The 16,387-nt window shown below is 63.6% G+C and carries 12 protein-coding genes; 8 read left to right on the plus strand and 4 right to left on the minus strand.

Annotated elements, in window-relative coordinates; genetic code table 11:
- Nucleotides 1-168 precede the first annotated feature (168 nt).
- From AB4Y32_RS18280 to AB4Y32_RS18290, 3 genes are all read left to right on the plus strand, one after another.
- The gene (locus AB4Y32_RS18280; protein ID WP_368722684.1) at nt 169-1,284 is read left to right on the plus strand and encodes a glycosyltransferase; all 1,116 of its coding nucleotides are present in this window, start codon (nt 169-171) and stop codon (nt 1,282-1,284) included.
- A 321-nt stretch (nt 1,285-1,605) separates the two neighbouring features.
- On the plus strand, nt 1,606-2,592 hold the full coding sequence (locus AB4Y32_RS18285) for a helix-turn-helix domain-containing protein (RefSeq protein WP_368722685.1): 987 nt from the start codon (nt 1,606-1,608) through the stop codon (nt 2,590-2,592).
- Between the two features lie 130 nt (nt 2,593-2,722).
- Nucleotides 2,723-3,301 carry a DUF4337 domain-containing protein gene (locus tag AB4Y32_RS18290; RefSeq protein ID WP_368722686.1) on the plus strand — a complete coding sequence of 193 codons (579 nt, stop codon included), beginning with the start codon at nt 2,723-2,725 and terminating at the stop codon, nt 3,299-3,301.
- A gap of 15 nt (nt 3,302-3,316) precedes the next feature.
- On the opposite strand, the gene prpR is transcribed toward AB4Y32_RS18290, so the two are convergent.
- The gene (prpR, locus tag AB4Y32_RS18295) at nt 3,317-5,266 is read right to left on the minus strand and encodes a propionate catabolism operon regulatory protein PrpR (RefSeq protein ID WP_368722687.1); all 1,950 of its coding nucleotides are present in this window, start codon (nt 5,264-5,266) and stop codon (nt 3,317-3,319) included.
- 188 nt (nt 5,267-5,454) lie between these two features.
- On the opposite strand from prpR, the gene prpB reads away from it, so the two are divergent.
- The 4 genes from prpB to prpF all read left to right on the plus strand — a co-directional run bounded on the left by prpB (nt 5,455) and on the right by prpF (nt 11,592).
- The gene (prpB, locus tag AB4Y32_RS18300) at nt 5,455-6,348 is read left to right on the plus strand and encodes a methylisocitrate lyase (protein WP_368722688.1); all 894 of its coding nucleotides are present in this window, start codon (nt 5,455-5,457) and stop codon (nt 6,346-6,348) included.
- A gap of 20 nt (nt 6,349-6,368) precedes the next feature.
- Nucleotides 6,369-7,538, plus strand: a complete 1,170-nt coding sequence (gene prpC, locus AB4Y32_RS18305) for a bifunctional 2-methylcitrate synthase/citrate synthase (protein WP_368722689.1) — start codon at nt 6,369-6,371, stop codon at nt 7,536-7,538.
- 203 nt (nt 7,539-7,741) lie between these two features.
- Nucleotides 7,742-10,339, plus strand: coding sequence for a Fe/S-dependent 2-methylisocitrate dehydratase AcnD (gene acnD / locus AB4Y32_RS18310; RefSeq protein WP_368722690.1), 2,598 nt, complete (start codon nt 7,742-7,744; stop codon nt 10,337-10,339).
- A 68-nt stretch (nt 10,340-10,407) separates the two neighbouring features.
- Complete coding sequence (gene prpF, locus AB4Y32_RS18315; RefSeq protein ID WP_368722691.1) at nt 10,408-11,592, plus strand: 2-methylaconitate cis-trans isomerase PrpF; 1,185 nt, start codon at nt 10,408-10,410, stop codon at nt 11,590-11,592.
- Nucleotides 11,593-11,748: 156 nt separating this feature from the next.
- Here prpF and AB4Y32_RS18320 read toward each other — a convergent pair whose 3' ends face one another.
- From AB4Y32_RS18320 to AB4Y32_RS18330, 3 genes are all read right to left on the minus strand, one after another.
- Nucleotides 11,749-12,624, minus strand: coding sequence for an amidohydrolase (locus AB4Y32_RS18320; protein ID WP_368722692.1), 876 nt, complete (start codon nt 12,622-12,624; stop codon nt 11,749-11,751).
- Nucleotides 12,625-12,676: 52 nt separating this feature from the next.
- The gene (locus AB4Y32_RS18325) at nt 12,677-13,972 is read right to left on the minus strand and encodes an MFS transporter (RefSeq protein ID WP_368722693.1); all 1,296 of its coding nucleotides are present in this window, start codon (nt 13,970-13,972) and stop codon (nt 12,677-12,679) included.
- Nucleotides 13,973-14,035: 63 nt separating this feature from the next.
- Nucleotides 14,036-14,761, minus strand: coding sequence for a GntR family transcriptional regulator (locus tag AB4Y32_RS18330; protein ID WP_368722694.1), 726 nt, complete (start codon nt 14,759-14,761; stop codon nt 14,036-14,038).
- Between the two features lie 219 nt (nt 14,762-14,980).
- On the opposite strand from AB4Y32_RS18330, the gene AB4Y32_RS18335 reads away from it, so the two are divergent.
- Nucleotides 14,981-16,228, plus strand: coding sequence for an MFS transporter (locus tag AB4Y32_RS18335; RefSeq protein WP_439899807.1), 1,248 nt, complete (start codon nt 14,981-14,983; stop codon nt 16,226-16,228).
- Nucleotides 16,229-16,387 lie beyond the last annotated feature (159 nt).

Genomic DNA, 16,387 nt, shown 5'->3' on the forward strand with positions numbered 1-16,387 from the left:
TTGGCTGATGATTGTCGGTGCGATTGAGTATGTTAGAACCGTCATTGAACACACCAATTGACGGTCGATCAACGGAACCGTACGCTGCACAGAGAACAGAATGCAATTGACGATTCGCCATCGCGGCCTGTTCCCTTCGTACACAAGCCTTATTCGAAACGGTGACAAGTGCGGATACTACAGGTCGTACATGCGCCACGTCTGTCTGGTGCCGAGGTCCTCGCGAAGGGTCTCGCAATCCAGCATAGGGAGAGTGGCCACGAAGTCTGCATCGCATCGATGCTGCCTCAACTCGCAGACTTCGATCACAGCCGCAGCGAGCTGGCGGCTGCGGATGTGCTGTGCGATTTTCCCAATGCGTATCTGAGCAGGTTCGGGCGTCTGATGCATCTGTGGCGCTGCATCAAGCGGTTCCGGCCGGACATCATCATCGCTCATGCGACGCTCGCCGCACTCTACGTGCGTCTGCTTCCGTATGCCGCGCCCGTCGTCTACGTGATGCACTCCGGCTCCAACGATTTCGAGGACCCCAAGCTGAAATGGGCCGAGCGTTTTCTGTCGCGTCGTGCAAGAGCCGTCGTCGGCGTGTCCCAGCAGAATACGCACGACTACCTTCGCGAGTTCGGACCGCATCCGCTCGTGACCGTAATCCCTAACGGCGTCGACCTGTCGCGCTTCCAGTTCGTGGCATCCGCATTGAACCTGGCCGACCGCAGCACGGCAAAACAGATCGTGCAGCTGGGACGCTATGTCCGCGACAAAGGACAGCTCGAAACGATTCAGGCCTTCGATGGCGTGCTGCAACAGGAACCGGAAGCGCGCCTGCTGCTGTGCGGCGTCATCGAGGACAAGGCCTATCACGAGACAGCGATGAATCTCGTGGACCGCATGAACCTGAACGAGCGTGTCACGTTGTGCGGCCCCGAGACGAATGTCGCCGCGATCCTGCAAGCGTCGCGTGTGTTTGCGATGCCTTCTCACAGGGAGGCGCACAGCATCGGCTTTCTCGAAGCGCTGGCATCGGGAATCCCCGTCGTCGCAAGCCGCATTGCAGCATTCGAATTCGCCCGCGAATTTCCGGGCGTCTCGCTCGTCGACACGATGAATCCTTCCGCGTATGCGCGCGCGCTGATTCACGCAATGCACACGCCTCGCGCATATCGCCCACTGGACGGCTATACGCTGCGCGACACCGCCGAGAGCTACCTGAAAGTCGCGCAGGCCATTTTCGAATCGAGCGGCATCTCGTCGATGTCGAACTGGAATAGAAACCAGTCGACGTGACAATCAACCATCTACGCGGGAACAATATCGGCCCGCCAATCGTTTTGCTCTTGCGCTCACGCTGATTCCTGCAACCGGATGCAGTGCCCCTCGTGCCGAATCAAACGCATCGGCCGATGCGCGTGAAGTTCTTTGACACTACTTGTCGCGCTGCGTGCGCCCGCCCACATTCACTTTGCGATTTATCAAGGCAGGATTGGGAGTTAGCGGGAGAACTGGAGCCTTCCATACATTCGGTGACGCGCGCATCGTCTGGAATGCTTCCCGTCGACGTCGAGGTATCCGGGGTTCTGGTCCAGTTCATTGAGGTCGGGGAAGAACATGTCAACGCGTCCGCGTCAAAGACTCGATACCAACGAATCGGAGGGGCCGGACGGGAAAGCGCTGCGAACGCGTCATGTCGCCGTCGTGCTGTTCGAGGGGTTCGACCTGCTGAGCGCGAGCGTCATCGCGAATACGCTCGAGCTGGCGAGCGAGCTGTCGTCGCGCAATTCGATCCAGTGGGCGTATCGGGTCGCCGTTCTCGCGGCGCACGATGGATACGTCGGCAGTTCGGCGACGCTGCTCGTTTCCACGGAAGCATTCGACGCACACAGGAACGATGAATTCGACGCGATCTTCGCGATCGTCGGCGCGGACACGGATCTCGACGACCGCTCGGAGCCGCTGACCGCCTGGATCAGCCGCGCCCGCGCGAAAGCGGCCGATGTGCGGCTGGTGGGCGCGCCGCTGCCGGGGCCCGACAGTCCCATTCGCGATGGGCCGCGTGCGACGCATGGCGAATCGTCCTGCAACGCGGCGGGGCACGCAAACGACTGCAAGAGGAAATCCCAAAGCCTTCACGAAGCGCTCACGGGCGCGCTTAAACTGATCCGCCGCGACATGGGCGACACGATGGCGCGGCGCGTCGCCGAGCATCTGTCGATCTGCTCGCAAGACGCGCTGAATGCGATATTCGAAGATGTCGTCGGCAGCACGCCCGCCGAAAAGGTGCGCGCGGCCGCGCACTGGCTGCAGGACAATTGCCGCCGCCAGGTCACGATCGAAGACGCGGCGCAAGTGGCCGCGATGAGCGAGCGCAGCCTGCTGCGTCACTTCAGAAGCGAGCTCGGCATGACGCCGTCCGACTATCTGATGAACGCGCGGCTTCAGGTGGTCTGCAATCTGCTGATCGAAACCGATCTGCCCGTCGACAAGGTCGCGAAACGCGCGGGCATGACGAGCGGCGATCATCTCGCGCGCAGTTTCCGGCGACACATGAAGACTTCTCCGACCGAGTATCGCGCGCAGCGCAAGCTGCAATGCTGAGCGGCGAGCGGCGAGCGCGGAACGACATCGATCGCATGGCGCATGGAAAAGAAAAGGCTGGACGCTTTCTTTGCGGGTGATACGCTGCGGTATGCTTGCGACTTCGCGTTTCTCTCCAGCCACGATCACGATGTCCGACGAATACGAAGTGCACGGCCCGCACGATCACGCGATCGAGCACGCCGGTTCCCATGAAAGCGACACGAGCGCTTCGCGAATTGCCGTCATGACGGCGATCCTCGCGAGCGTAGGCGCAATCGCCTCGTACCAAAGCGGCGCTAACGAAAACCTTGCGCTCTTCTACAAGAACGAGGCCGCGATACTCAAGACGGAAGCCGCGAACCAGTGGGCCTACTATCAGGCGAAGGGAGAAAAACAGAACCTCGCCGAACTGGGCGCGGCGCTGAGCGATCCCGCATCGGCGGCGCACGCGAAATTCGCCACCGACGTGCAGCGCTACAAGACCGAAAAAGAGCCGATTCGACAGCAGGCGGAATCGCTCGAAAAGCAGGTGAAAAAGGACAACGATGTCAGCGAGTCGCTGCAACATCAGCATCATCGCTGGGCGCAGGCCACGACGCTGATCCAGATATCGATCGCACTCGCCGCCATTACGCTGCTCACGAAAAAGCGCTGGCTTCAAAAGCTCACGATCGGCATGGCCGTCGTGGCAGTCGGGCTTTTCATCACTGCGTTGCTCGGCGTGTGAACGCTTCGCAAACGCTCATTGCGTCGTGCTGAGCTTGCGCCACAACGTAGTCTTGCTGATGCCGAGCGCCTTGCAGGCGGCATCGCGATCGCCGCCGCACGCAGCCAGCATCGCGCGTATTTCGTCGGCCTCGACGTGGCGGCTGCGTTCGCGCAGCGTCAATGCGCTCTTCTTCTGCCGGCCCGATTGCACGAAGAGTTCAGGCGCAACCACCTCCAGCATCTCGCGTGTGAACGCAGCGCCCGCGTCGCCGTCCGCGTCGGCCAGCTCGACGGCGATCCGCTCGATCACGTTCTGCAACTCGCGCACGTTGCCCGGCCACGCGTAGCGGCACAAGGGCTCGCTGATGGGCGCGAGCACATGCGCCGCGGCCTGCAAGCCGGGCACGCGCGCCGCCAGACGCGGCTCGCGTGCTGCTGACTGCAACAGCAGCTCGGCGGCAAGCGGCATCACATCGGCGGCGCGCTCGCGCAGCGGCGGCAGCGCAATGCTCAGGATGTTCAGCCGATAGTAGAGATCCGCGCGGAACGTGCCAGCCTCGATCCCTTCCGTCAGCGCGCGATGCGTCGCGGCCACCACGCGTATGTCGACGCGCGTCGGCTCCGTCGAACCGAGCCGCACCACCTCGCGCTCCTGCAGCACGCGCAGCAGCCGGCTTTGCAGCGGCAACGGCATCTCGCCGATCTCGTCGAGAAACAGCGTCCCGCGATGCGCCGCTTCTATGAGCCCCGCCTTGCCGCCCTTGCGCGCGCCCGTGAACGCACCCTCGTCGTAGCCGAACAGCTCGCTTTCCAGCAACGCTTCGGGAAACGCGCCGCAATTGATCGCGACGAACGCGAAGTCGCGCCGCGCGCTCAGATGATGCATGCTCTGCGCGACCATTTCCTTCCCCGTGCCGCTTTCGCCGAGTATCAGCACGGTCGCGTCGGACCTCGCGTAACGTCGGACCAGCGTGCGCACGCGTTCGATCGACGCGCACTCGCCGACCAGATCGTCGAGCCGGTAACGCGCAGTGAACTGCTGCGCGCGCTGGCGCGAACGCAGCGTGCGGTCGAGCCGCTCGACCGCGCGCGACTCCTGAAACGTCAGCACCGTGCCCGCTGCGGGACCCGCGCCCGCGAGCGGCCCGCGATGCACGACGTAGCTCGCGCCGCGCACGGTCACGAGCGTGTCGCCGTCCGTGTCGGGCAGTGCGCTGGCCAGATCGGGGGCGAGCTGTTGCAGCGGAACGCCCGCAGCGCTGGCGGTATCGATGCCGAGCACGCCCGCGAGCCGCTGATTGATCGCTTCGACGCGCCCTTGCGCATCGAGCGCGACGACGCCGTCGCGCAAGTGCTGCAACAGGTTGTCCAGACGCTGACGGCGTACGCCTTCGGCGCGCGTCGCCTGCGCGACTTCGAGCGCCGTATCGAACGCCGCGCGAACCGACGTGCGCGAATAGAGGAACACGGCACCCATGCCCGCGCGCTCCGCGAGATCGGTCACGTGGCCCGGCCCGACGACAGCATCGACGCCGCGCTCGCGCAGTTCGCGCACGCAGCGCTCCGCGTCTTCCGTCGAACGGTACGACGCGAAGATCACGTCGACGCCGTACGCGGCCGTGAAGCGCTTGACCTCGTCGGGCGTCTCGCCGTGCGTGACGAGCGCCACCGAATCGCCGTCGCGTCTCGCGCGCGCGAGCGCCTGCATCACATCAAAGCCCGTCGGCGTGATGACCACCACGGGCACGTCGACGCGCGCCTTCAGATACGCGCCATTCGAGCCGCCTGCCACGATCACGTCGGGACGCTCGGCGCCCGCCGCGTCGATCTCCTGCATGGCATCGTCGAAACCGCGCGCGACGATGCGCACGTCGGCGCGCCCCGCATACTCGCTCGCGATATCGACGAACAGATCGCGCAGACGGCTGATGCCCATCGCCCAGATGCGCGGACGGGAATGGGAGGCGGCGGAAGGCGTGCTCATGGACGGGGCTCGGTACGGATCGTGGCGTCCATCCATTATAAGTTTCACAACAGAAACGGAGCATTCCATTTCTGAAATAGATGCGAAATTCCGCTCGAACGCGCGCCCCGCAAAATCAGAGACTTAGTAGCGCGATGCAGGTTGGCACGCTGTTTGCAGATAGAGGCCCGCAATCAACGGAGCCCCAAATGAATTCAGCCAAACAACCCGCTAGCGCCGGCGCCGCGTTCCGCCAGGCCGTCGCGGAAGGACAACCGCTGCAGGTCGTCGGCGCGATCACCGCGTATGCCGCGAAGATGGCCGAGGCCGTCGGCTTCAAGGCCGTGTATCTGTCGGGCGGCGGCGTGGCCGCGAACTCGCTCGGCATTCCCGATCTGGGCATCAGCACGATGGACGACGTGCTGACGGACGCGCGCCGCATCACCGACGCCACGAACCTGCCGCTGCTCGTCGATATCGACACGGGCTGGGGCGGCGCATTCAACATCGCGCGCACTGTCCGCTCGTTCATCAAGGCGGGCGTCGCGGCCGTTCACCTGGAAGACCAGGTCGGCCAGAAGCGCTGCGGCCACCGGCCGAACAAGGAAGTCGTCGCGAAGGATGAGATGGTGGACCGCGTGAAGGCCGCCGTCGATGCGCGCACCGACGATCAGTTCGTCATCATGGCACGCACCGACGCAGCCGGCGCCGAAGGCATCGACTCCGCGATCGAGCGCGCCGTCGCCTATGTCGAAGCGGGTGCGGACATGATCTTCCCCGAAGCGATGAAGACGCTCGACGACTACCGCCGCTTCAAGGCCGCCGTGAAGGTGCCGATTCTCGCGAACCTGACCGAGTTCGGCTCGACGCCGTTCTTCACGACGACGGAACTGCGCGAAGCGAACGTCGACATCGCGCTGTATTGCTGCGGCGCGTATCGCGCGATGAACGCGGCGGCGCTCAATTTCTACGAGACGGTGATGCGCGACGGCACGCAAAAAGCGGCCGTGCCGACGATGCAGACGCGCGACGATCTCTACAAGTACCTTGGCTATCACGCGTACGAGGACAAGCTCGACGCGCTGTTCGCCGCGAACAAGTAATGGCATCTGGAGGAAGACACATGAGCGAAGCAGACAACAACACACCGAACGCAGGTGCGTTCAAGCCAAAGAAATCCGTGGCCCTGTCGGGCGTGACGGCGGGCAACACCGCGTTGTGCACGGTCGGCAAGACGGGCAACGACCTGCACTATCGCGGCTACGACATTCTCGACATCGCGGGCGCCTGTGAATTCGAAGAAGTCGCGTATCTGCTCGTGCACGGCAAGCTGCCGAACGTCGCCGAACTCGCTGCGTACAAGACGAAGCTCAAGGCGTTGCGCGGGCTGCCCGCGAACGTGAAGGCCGTGCTCGAATGGATTCCCGCCGCCGCGCATCCGATGGACGTGATGCGCACGGGCGTCTCGGCGCTGGGCACGGTGCTGCCGGAGAAGGACGATCACAACCTCGCGGGCGCGCGCGACATCGCCGACAAGCTGATGGCCTCGCTCGGCTCGATGCTGCTGTACTGGTATCACTACTCGCACAACGGCAAGCGGATCGAAGTCGAAACCGACGACGATTCGATCGGCGGCCACTTCCTGCATCTGCTGCACGGCGTGGAGCCGTCGAAGTCGTGGGTCGACGCGATGCATGTGTCGCTGAACCTGTACGCGGAGCACGAATTCAACGCGTCGACGTTCACGGGCCGCGTGATCGCGGGCACGGGCTCGGACATCCATTCGGCCATCACGGGCGCGATCGGCGCGCTGCGCGGGCCGAAGCACGGCGGCGCGAACGAGGCCGCGTTCGAGATCCAGTCGCGCTACCAGACGCCCGACGAAGCGGAAGCCGACATCCGCCGCCGCGTCGAGAACAAGGAAGTCGTGATCGGCTTCGGGCACCCGGTGTACACGATCTCCGATCCGCGCAACAAGGTGATCAAGGACGTGGCGAAGAAGCTGTCGAAGGAAGCGTCGAACATGAAGATGTTCGACATCGCCGAGCGGCTCGAAACAGTGATGTGGGACGTCAAGAAGATGTTCCCGAACCTCGACTGGTTCAGCGCGGTGTCGTATCACATGATGGGCGTGCCGACGGCAATGTTCACGCCGCTGTTCGTGATTTCGCGCACGTCCGGCTGGGCCGCACACATCATCGAACAGCGCATCGACAACAAGATCATTCGGCCGAGCGCGAATTACACGGGTCCGGATGATCTGCCGTTCGTGCCGCTCGCGAAGCGCGCCTGATAGATGAGCTGACTTCTGTATCGCTGCGCGAGAGCTGCGATGCACTTGGGCCTTGGCTCGTGATACCCGCGAGCCAAGGCTGCTTTTTACGCAGCTTGCTTTACTGCGCAAGCCGTCCACTGACGCGCTAAACTTCGCGAGAAGCCCTCAAAGGAGCGCTCAGCTCCCGACGCTCACGATTACTACCGCACTGTCCCTACGTCATGAATACCGAATACCGCAAACCGCTGCCCGGCACCGCGCTGGATTACTTCGACACGCGCGCCGCCATCGACGCGATCCAGCCGGGCGCCTACGACAAGCTGCCGTACACGTCGCGCGTGCACGCTGAAAATCTCGTGCGACGCTGCAATCCGGCGACGCTCGCCGCATCGCTCAAGCAGCTCATCGAGCGCAAGCGCGAGCTGGATTTTCCGTGGTTTCCGGCGCGCGTCGTGTGCCATGACATTCTGGGGCAGACGGCGCTCGTCGATCTCGCGGGCCTGCGCGATGCCATCGCCGATCAGGGCGGCGACCCCGCCAAGGTGAACCCCGTCGTCCCCGTGCAGCTGATCGTCGATCACTCGCTGGCCGTCGAATGCGGTGGCTTCGACCCTGAAGCGTTTGTGAAGAACCGCGCGATCGAAGACCGGCGCAACGAGGACCGCTTCGATTTCATCAACTGGACCAAGAAGGCGTTCAAGAACGTCGATGTGATTCCGCCGGGCAACGGCATCATGCACCAGATCAATCTGGAGCGGATGTCGCCCGTGATTCATGCCGTCGATGGCGTCGCGTATCCCGATACGCTCGTCGGCACAGACAGCCACACGCCGCACGTCGATGCGCTCGGCGTGATCGCCGTCGGCGTCGGCGGGCTGGAGGCGGAGAACGTAATGCTAGGCCGCGCGTCGTGGATGCGCCTGCCCGATATCGTCGGCGTCGAGCTTTCAGGCAAGCGTCAGCCGGGCATCACGGCGACCGACATCGTGCTCGCGCTGACGGAATTCCTGCGCAAGGAAAAAGTGGTTGGCGCGTATCTGGAGTTTCGCGGCGCTGGTGCGTCGAGCCTCACGCTCGGCGACCGCGCGACGATCTCCAACATGGCGCCCGAATACGGCGCGACGGCCGCGATGTTCTTCATCGACGAACAGACCATCGACTATCTGCGCCTCACGGGGCGCGACGACGCGCAAGTGAAGCTCGTCGAAACGTACGCGAAAACGGCGGGCCTGTGGGCCGATTCGCTGAAAGACGCCGAATATGAGCGCGTGCTCAGATTCGACCTGTCGACGGTCGTACGCAACATGGCGGGTCCGTCGAATCCGCACAAGCGCCTGCCCACATCCGATCTCGCCGAACGCGGCATCGCGGGCAAGTGGGAGGACGTGCCCGGCCAGATGCCCGATGGCGCCGTCATCATCGCCGCGATCACGAGCTGCACGAACACGAGCAATCCGCGCAACGTGATCGCAGCGGCCCTGCTCGCGCGCAATGCGAATGCGCGCGGCCTCACGCGCAAGCCGTGGGTCAAGTCGTCGCTTGCGCCGGGGTCGAAGGCCGTCGAGCTGTATTTGCAGGAAGCCGATCTGCTGCCCGATCTGGAGAAGCTCGGCTTCGGCATCGTCGCGTTTGCTTGCACGACCTGCAATGGCATGTCGGGCGCGCTCGATCCGAAGATCCAGCAGGAGATCGTCGATCGCGATCTGTATGCGACGGCCGTGCTGTCGGGCAATCGCAACTTCGATGGCCGCATTCATCCGTATGCGAAGCAGGCGTTTCTCGCGTCGCCGCCGCTCGTCGTCGCGTATGCGATTGCGGGCACGATCCGCTTCGACATCGAACGCGATGCGCTCGGCACCGACAAGGACGGCAAGCCTGTTTATCTGAAGGACATCTGGCCGAGCGACGAAGAGATCGACGCAATCGTCAAAGAGAGCGTAAAGCCCGAGCAGTTCCGCAAGGTGTATGAGCCAATGTTCGCCGTCACGGCCGCGAGCGGCGAGCCGATCAGCCCGCTGTACGACTGGCGCGCGCAAAGCACGTACATTCGCCGTCCGCCGTATTGGGAAGGCGCGCTCGCGGGCGAGCGCACGCTGAAGGGCATGCGACCGCTCGCCGTGCTCGGCGACAACATCACGACCGATCACCTGTCGCCGTCGAACGCGATTCTCGCGAACAGCGCAGCAGGCGAATACCTCGCGAAGATGGGCCTCCCCGAAGAGGACTTCAACTCGTACGCGACGCATCGCGGCGATCACCTCACCGCGCAGCGCGCGACCTTCGCGAACCCGACGCTGATCAACGAAATGGCTGTCGTCGACGGTCAGGTGAAGAAGGGATCGCTCGCACGCATCGAGCCCGAAGGCAAGGTCACGCGCATGTGGGAAGCCATCGAAACCTACATGGACCGCAAGCAGCCGCTCATCATCGTCGCGGGCGCGGATTATGGCCAGGGCTCGTCGCGCGACTGGGCCGCGAAGGGCGTGCGGCTCGCGGGCGTCGAAGCGATCGTCGCCGAAGGCTTCGAGCGCATTCACCGCACGAACCTGATCGGCATGGGCGTGCTGCCGCTCGAATTCAAGCCGGGTGTCAACCGGCTCGCGTTGAGCATCGACGGTACTGAAACGTATGACGTGATCGGCGAACGCAAGCCGCGCGCTGACCTCACGCTCGTGATTCATCGCGCGAACGGCGAGCGCGTCGAAGTGCCCGTCACTTGCCGTCTCGACACGGCCGAAGAAGTGTCGATCTACGAAGCGGGCGGCGTGCTGCAACGCTTCGCGCAAGACTTCCTGGAGTCGTCGAAGGCAGCGGCCTGACACACACTGTTCGTTCACGCATGGGCGGTGCGCGTTGCACCGCCCTCGTCTCATCAGGACCACAACACATGGCACACGCACCCCAGATCAGGATTCCCGCGACCTACATGCGCGGCGGCACCAGCAAAGGCGTGTTCTTTCGCCTGAAGGACTTGCCCGAAGCCGCGCAGGTGCCCGGCGCGGCACGCGACGCGTTGCTGATGCGCGTGATCGGCAGCCCCGATCCGTATGGCAAGCAGATCGACGGCATGGGCGGCGCAACGTCGAGCACCAGCAAGACGGTGATCGTCGCGAAGAGCAGCAGGCCGGATCACGACGTCGACTATCTCTTCGGTCAGGTGTCGATCGACAAGGCGTTTGTCGACTGGAGCGGCAATTGCGGCAACCTGTCGGCGGCTGTCGGGCCGTTTGCGATCAGCGGCGGCCTCATCGATCCGGACCGCGTGCCGGACAACGGCATCGCGATCGTGCGCATCTGGCAGGCGAACATCGGCAAGACGATCATCGCGCACGTGCCGATGACCAACGGCGCCGTGCAGGAAACGGGCGACTTCGAGCTAGACGGCGTGACGTTCCCCGCCGCCGAAGTCCAGCTCGAATTCATGGACCCCGCCGCCGAGGAAGAAGGCGCGGAAGGCGCGATGTTCCCGACGGGCAATGTCGTCGACGATCTGGACGTGCCCGGCGTCGGCACGCTGAAGGCGACGATGATCAACGCGGGCATTCCGACGATCTTCGTGAACGCGGACGCGATCGGCTACACGGGCACGGAGCTACAGGAGGCGATCAACAGCGACGACGCGGCGCTCAAGAAGTTCGAGACCATTCGCGCGCATGGCGCGCTGCGCATGGGCCTCATCAAGAGCCTCGATGAAATCGCGAAGCGCCAGCACACGCCGAAAGTCGCGTTCGTCGCGCGGCCCACGGGTTATACGGCGTCGAGCGGCAAGCGTGTGGAAGCGGGCGATGTCGATGTGCTCGTGCGCGCGATGTCGATGGGCAAGCTGCATCACGCGATGATGGGCACGGCTGCCGTCGCGATCGCCACGGCAGCGGCGATTCCGGGCACGCTCGTGAATCTCGCGGCGGGCGGCGGCGAGCGCAACGCCGTGCGTTTCGGCCATCCGTCGGGGACGCTGCGGGTCGGCGCCCAGGCGACTCAGGCGAACGGAGAGTGGACGGTGAAGAAGGCCGTCATGAGCCGCAGCGCGCGTGTCCTGATGGAGGGTTGGGTGCGGGTGCCGTCCGAGTGATGCAGCGGACGTTGTGCATCGTCTGCCGCCATGCATGCGGCAAGACCGAACGACGAGTGACGCCACATACTAAATACCACTCGTCGTTCGAACCATAAAATCAACCAGCGCTTCGCTGCTTCACGCCGTCCGCTACAGTCCGGTGCCAGGACAGGATCACGCATCGTCGAACATGTAAAGTCTCGTGGCCGTATCCGCGAGGACCGCACTGCGCTCTTCGCCATCCGGAAGCAGCGCGCGAAACAGCTCGAGCGTGTAGGCAAAATCCTCTTGGGCTTCGTACTGTGTGTGCGGCCAGTCGCTGCCCCACATCAGGCGACCCAGTCCGAACGCCGCCTTCAAAAGACGAACCGCTTCGTGCATGTCATCGTCACCCGTGCGAAGGTAGCGCCAGCTCCTGTACGCCGCTGATATCTTCACCCACACGCGCTGCGTATGACCCAGTTCGAGAAGACGGCGAAAGCCCGGGTCACGGACACCGAGATCAGGATCGGGCCTGCCGAAATGATCGACGACGACGTTCAGGCCGGCTTCCAGAAGCGGCTCGACGATGCCCTGCAGCCGCGCCGCTTCCGCATGCACCTCGACATGCCATCCCAGTTCTCGAACATGCGCGAGCGTTTGTCCGCTCACCCAGTTATCGAGCGGCAGGTCGGCATGGCCGATCAGGTTCAGGCGAATTCCAGCGATGCCCGCGTCCGCCATCTCCGTCAGTGTGTCTCTCGCGCACTCGCGCCCGATCACGGCGACGCCGCGTAGTCTTTCGGGGGCGCGGCGCAACGCATCGAGCAGATAGCTGCAATCCGTGCCAAGAAAGCTGGGCTGTACGAGCACGCCGTGCGATACGCCGTACGCATCCAGCTGGGCAAGGTACGCGTCGAGCGGCGCGTCGTAGTTGGGCGCATAGCGCCGCTGCCGGGTGAGCGGCAGGCCGCGCTCGAATACATGCGCATGCGTATCGACAGATCCAATGCGGGCGGGACGACGCGCATCCTGCCGACGGCTCGCGTCTGTCCCCGACTTCTCCATCATGAACATTCCTTCATTACCAGTCTTGCACGGCTACGCGCGAATGCGCCGTGCCTCAACGCCTTTGCGCGTGAGAGAGCGCGCCCGGATGTTGCGTATCGAGAGCGGCATCGCCTAGTGCGCGGCCGCGCGTCTCCGGCAGCATCAGCACGGACAGCACGACGATCGTGTACGCGAGTCCTGCATCGATGCCGATCGCCGTTCCGAGCGACATATTCGCGGACATCTGTCCGACAAGCACCGGAAAGCCCGCCGATGCAACACGGCCGAAGTTGTAGCAGAACCCGACACCCGTGCCACGCATCCCGCGCGGATACAGTTCGTTGAACAGCGCGCCCATGCTCGCGGGAATACCGGCCGCAAAAAAGCCTAGTGGAAAGCCGAAGAACAGCATTGCGGTATTGCCGAGCGGAAGAAACAGATAGGCGATCACCGTTATCACGCAGCAGATTGCAAACGTGAGAATGGTTTTGCGGCGTCCGATGCGGTCCAGCAGTTGCGCGCTCGCGATGCACCCGCAAAAGAACGCGACGATCACGACAGCGAGGTAGCCTCCCGTGCCCAGCACCGACAGGTGGCGCTCGCTCTTCAGAAACGTGGGCAGCCAGGTCATCAGCGCATAGTAGCCGCCATGCGCGCCGACGCCGAGCAACGCGCCGATCAGCGTCATACGCAGCACTTGCGGAGAAAAGATGCCGACGATCGCACCAGGTGCCGCTTTGTCCTCGCGCACTCGCGCATCGCGCGCCGTGCGACCCGGCACGGCGGGTTCGTGCACGCCGCGTCGAACGTAAAGGATCAGCAGCGCGGGAACGATGCCGATCCCGAACATCGCGCGCCACGCGGTTTCCCCGGGCAGCAGCGAGAACATCACCGCATAGAGCAGCACCGCTGCGCCCCAGCCGACGGCCCATGCGCTCTGCACGCTGCCCATTGCCTTGCCGCGATGCTCGTTGCGGATCGTCTCCGCCATCAGCACTGCGCCGGCCGCCCATTCCCCGCCGAAGCCGAACCCCTGCAGCGTCTTGAGCACGAGGAACTGCGGATAGTTTTGCGCGAACGCGCACAGGAATGTGAACACGGAAAAGAACGCGACCGTCCATTGCAGCGTCTTTACGCGACCCAGCCGGTCCGACAGCATGCCCGCGATCCAGCCGCCCAGCGCCGACGCCACGAGCGTGACGCCGCTGACGAGTCCCGCTTGCGTGCGGCTGATCGACCATTCCGTGATGATCGCCGGAATCACGAGGCTGAACATCTGCACGTCGAGCGAATCAAGCGCCCATCCGCCGAAACACGCCCAAAACGTCCGGCGTTCGTTGCCTGAAATCTCGCTGAACCACTTGAACATTGCCGTCTCCCTGGGTCGCCGCTCCTGCATGGAAAACGACGTGCTCCTGATGGCCGCCGACAGTTATCGGATCTCGGCCTGGTAGATGAATTCGCTGGCGGGCCCGCGCGAGCGGCGCCATTCCAGCGGCTGCCTGTCGTAGCCATACGCGAGTCGCTCGATCACGACAGCGGGCGTGCCCGGTTCGATGCGCAACAGCCGTGCATGCAGCGGGTCGATCGCTTCGACGGTCAGTGTTTCCGTGGCAGAGGCCACGACCTGATTGCACTGTGCCTCGTACACGGGATACAGCAGGTCACCGACTTCGTTGAGATCCATCTGCGCAAACGCGGCAAAACGGACGTACGGCAGCCAGATTTCTTCGGCCAGCATCGGCACATCGTCGATCAGACGCAGGCGCGACATCTGGATCACACGCGCGCTACTCGAAATCTGCAACGTGGCGGCGACTGCGGACGGCGCATCGACAACCTCGCGACGCAAGATGCGGCTCTCAGGAATGCGCCGTTCGCCCTGCCGCGTCTGGAAGCGGAAGAAGCGAAACAGCGAACTGTCGAAGCTCGCGCGACGCACGAAGGTCCCTCTGCCCTGGAAGCGCTCGAGCAGGCCTTCCGCGACAAGCAGGTCCACGGCCTTGCGGACCGTGCCGACGGCCACGTCATAGCTCTTCGCGAGCGCCTGCTCGGTGGGAATCGCTTCGCCGGGCTTCCAGTGGCGTGCTGCGATCAGGGCAACCATTTCATCGCGCAAACGCTGGTAGCGCGGCAACCGGTCATCGGCACGCATCATTTTCTCCATCACATTCATCTATATGATTTCATGAATCACGTTTCGAATAGATCGGGGATAACCCTTGAAGTCCCACACCACCCTCAATGACGGGGTTTCTACCCATTGCTGACAGGTCGCATTCAACTAAACATATATATGAATTGATAACGGAGATCTGTCGTGAGCCAAATCCAGACCGCTGAGCAGGCTGTCGTGAAGAAAATCGCCTGGCGGCTCATGCCGCTGTTGATCGTAATGTTCCTTATCGCGTTCATCGACAGGCAGAACGTCGGATTCGCCAAGCTGCAGATGGTGCATGCACTGGGAATGTCGGAAGCGTCGTATGGCCTGGGCGCGTCGCTTTTCTTCATCGGCTATCTGCTGTTCGAAGTGCCGAGCACGCTCGCGCTGCATCGCTTCGGCGCGCGCCTGTGGCTCGCGCGCATCATGGTGACGTGGGGCGCCATCACGGTAGCGATGGCATTCACGCGTTCGATGGAACTGTTCTATGTTTTCCGGTTCGCGCTGGGTGTCGCGGAAGCCGGCTTCTATCCGGGCGTGATCTTCTATCTGACGCTGTGGTTTCCGCAGAGTCATCGCACCCGCATGCTCGGCTTCTTCACACTCGGCAGTGCGCTCGCCAACATGCTCGGATCGCTCGCGGGCGGCTTGCTGCTCTCACTCGACGGCAGCCTTGGCCTCGCCGGCTGGCAGTGGGTATTCATGGCGACGGGAGCGCCCGCGATCGTCGTTGCACTGGTGGCGTTGCGTTTCCTGCCTGAGTCAGTCGAACGCGCGCCGTTCCTGTCGAGCGAGGAGAAGAACCTGATAATCACGGCGCTGCGTCGCGAGGCGCCCACGCAAGCCATCGCTGAGCATCCGTGGCGGGCGCTGGTCGACAGGCGCGTACTGATGTTCGCGTGCGGCTATATGCTGATGTCCACGTCGCTCTATGGCGTGACGTACTGGCTGCCGACACTGCTCAAAAGCGGCGGCGTCTCGCATTCGTCGCTCAACGGCCTGCTCAACATGATTCCGTGGATGCTCTCCGCGCTGCTTCTGCTGTGGCTGCCAGCGAAACTCAAACACGAGGGCGTGGTGCTCAAGGCAATGGCGACGGTGGCGGGCATCGGCGTAATCGGCTTCGCGCTAAGTCTCGTGCTGCCGGGCCTGCCGCTGCGGTTCGCCGCGCTTGTACTGGGCGGCGCATGCATTCCGCTGCTGTATCCGTGCTTCTGGTCGCTGCCTCCGCGTTACTTCACGGGTGCCCGCGCTGCGGCGAGTATCGCGGCGATCAATTCGATCGGCAATCTCGGCGGCTTCTTCGGGCAGAACCTGATGCCTTACGTCGGTAAGGTCGCGGGCAACGCGAGCGCCCCTATGCTGGTGCCCGTGGTCTGCCTGACATTGCTCGGCCTGGGCATGTCTATCGCCTCGGCGCGCAGCGGATCGGGCGCGCGCGTGCGGATAGCTGCGAGGCAGTGAGCCAAAGACGGCGAAAAAACGGGTGGACCCATATCGTGCGGGTGAGCGAGCGGATATCCATGGCGGCTGCCGCCGTCAGCAAACGGATCACGGACCCGGCCGGGAACAAGGTAAATCGAGTCGGGGTCTGAAAGGACCCCGACTATGCGGCAACCGGGC

It is taken from the genome of Paraburkholderia phymatum (assembly GCF_040965635.1).
In the GTDB taxonomy this organism is placed as follows: Bacteria; Pseudomonadota; Gammaproteobacteria; order Burkholderiales; family Burkholderiaceae; genus Paraburkholderia; species Paraburkholderia phymatum_B.

Excerpts from the sequence above, each read along its gene's own strand:
- AB4Y32_RS18335 (WP_439899807.1), top strand. The coding sequence starts at position 14,981 with ATGCCGCTGTTGATCGTAATGTTCCTTATCGCGTTCATCGACAGGCAG.
- prpC (WP_368722689.1), top strand. The coding sequence starts at position 6,369 with ATGAGCGAAGCAGACAACAACACACCGAACGCAGGTGCGTTCAAGCCA.
- AB4Y32_RS18320 (WP_368722692.1), bottom strand. The coding sequence starts at position 12,624 with ATGATGGAGAAGTCGGGGACAGACGCGAGCCGTCGGCAGGATGCGCGT.
- AB4Y32_RS18325 (WP_368722693.1), bottom strand. The coding sequence starts at position 13,972 with ATGTTCAAGTGGTTCAGCGAGATTTCAGGCAACGAACGCCGGACGTTT.
- AB4Y32_RS18290 (WP_368722686.1), top strand. The coding sequence starts at position 2,723 with ATGTCCGACGAATACGAAGTGCACGGCCCGCACGATCACGCGATCGAG.
- prpF (WP_368722691.1), top strand. The coding sequence starts at position 10,408 with ATGGCACACGCACCCCAGATCAGGATTCCCGCGACCTACATGCGCGGC.
- acnD (WP_368722690.1), top strand. The coding sequence starts at position 7,742 with ATGAATACCGAATACCGCAAACCGCTGCCCGGCACCGCGCTGGATTAC.
- AB4Y32_RS18330 (WP_368722694.1), bottom strand. The coding sequence starts at position 14,761 with ATGATGCGTGCCGATGACCGGTTGCCGCGCTACCAGCGTTTGCGCGAT.
- AB4Y32_RS18285 (WP_368722685.1), top strand. The coding sequence starts at position 1,606 with ATGTCAACGCGTCCGCGTCAAAGACTCGATACCAACGAATCGGAGGGG.
- prpR (WP_368722687.1), bottom strand. The coding sequence starts at position 5,266 with ATGAGCACGCCTTCCGCCGCCTCCCATTCCCGTCCGCGCATCTGGGCG.
- prpB (WP_368722688.1), top strand. The coding sequence starts at position 5,455 with ATGAATTCAGCCAAACAACCCGCTAGCGCCGGCGCCGCGTTCCGCCAG.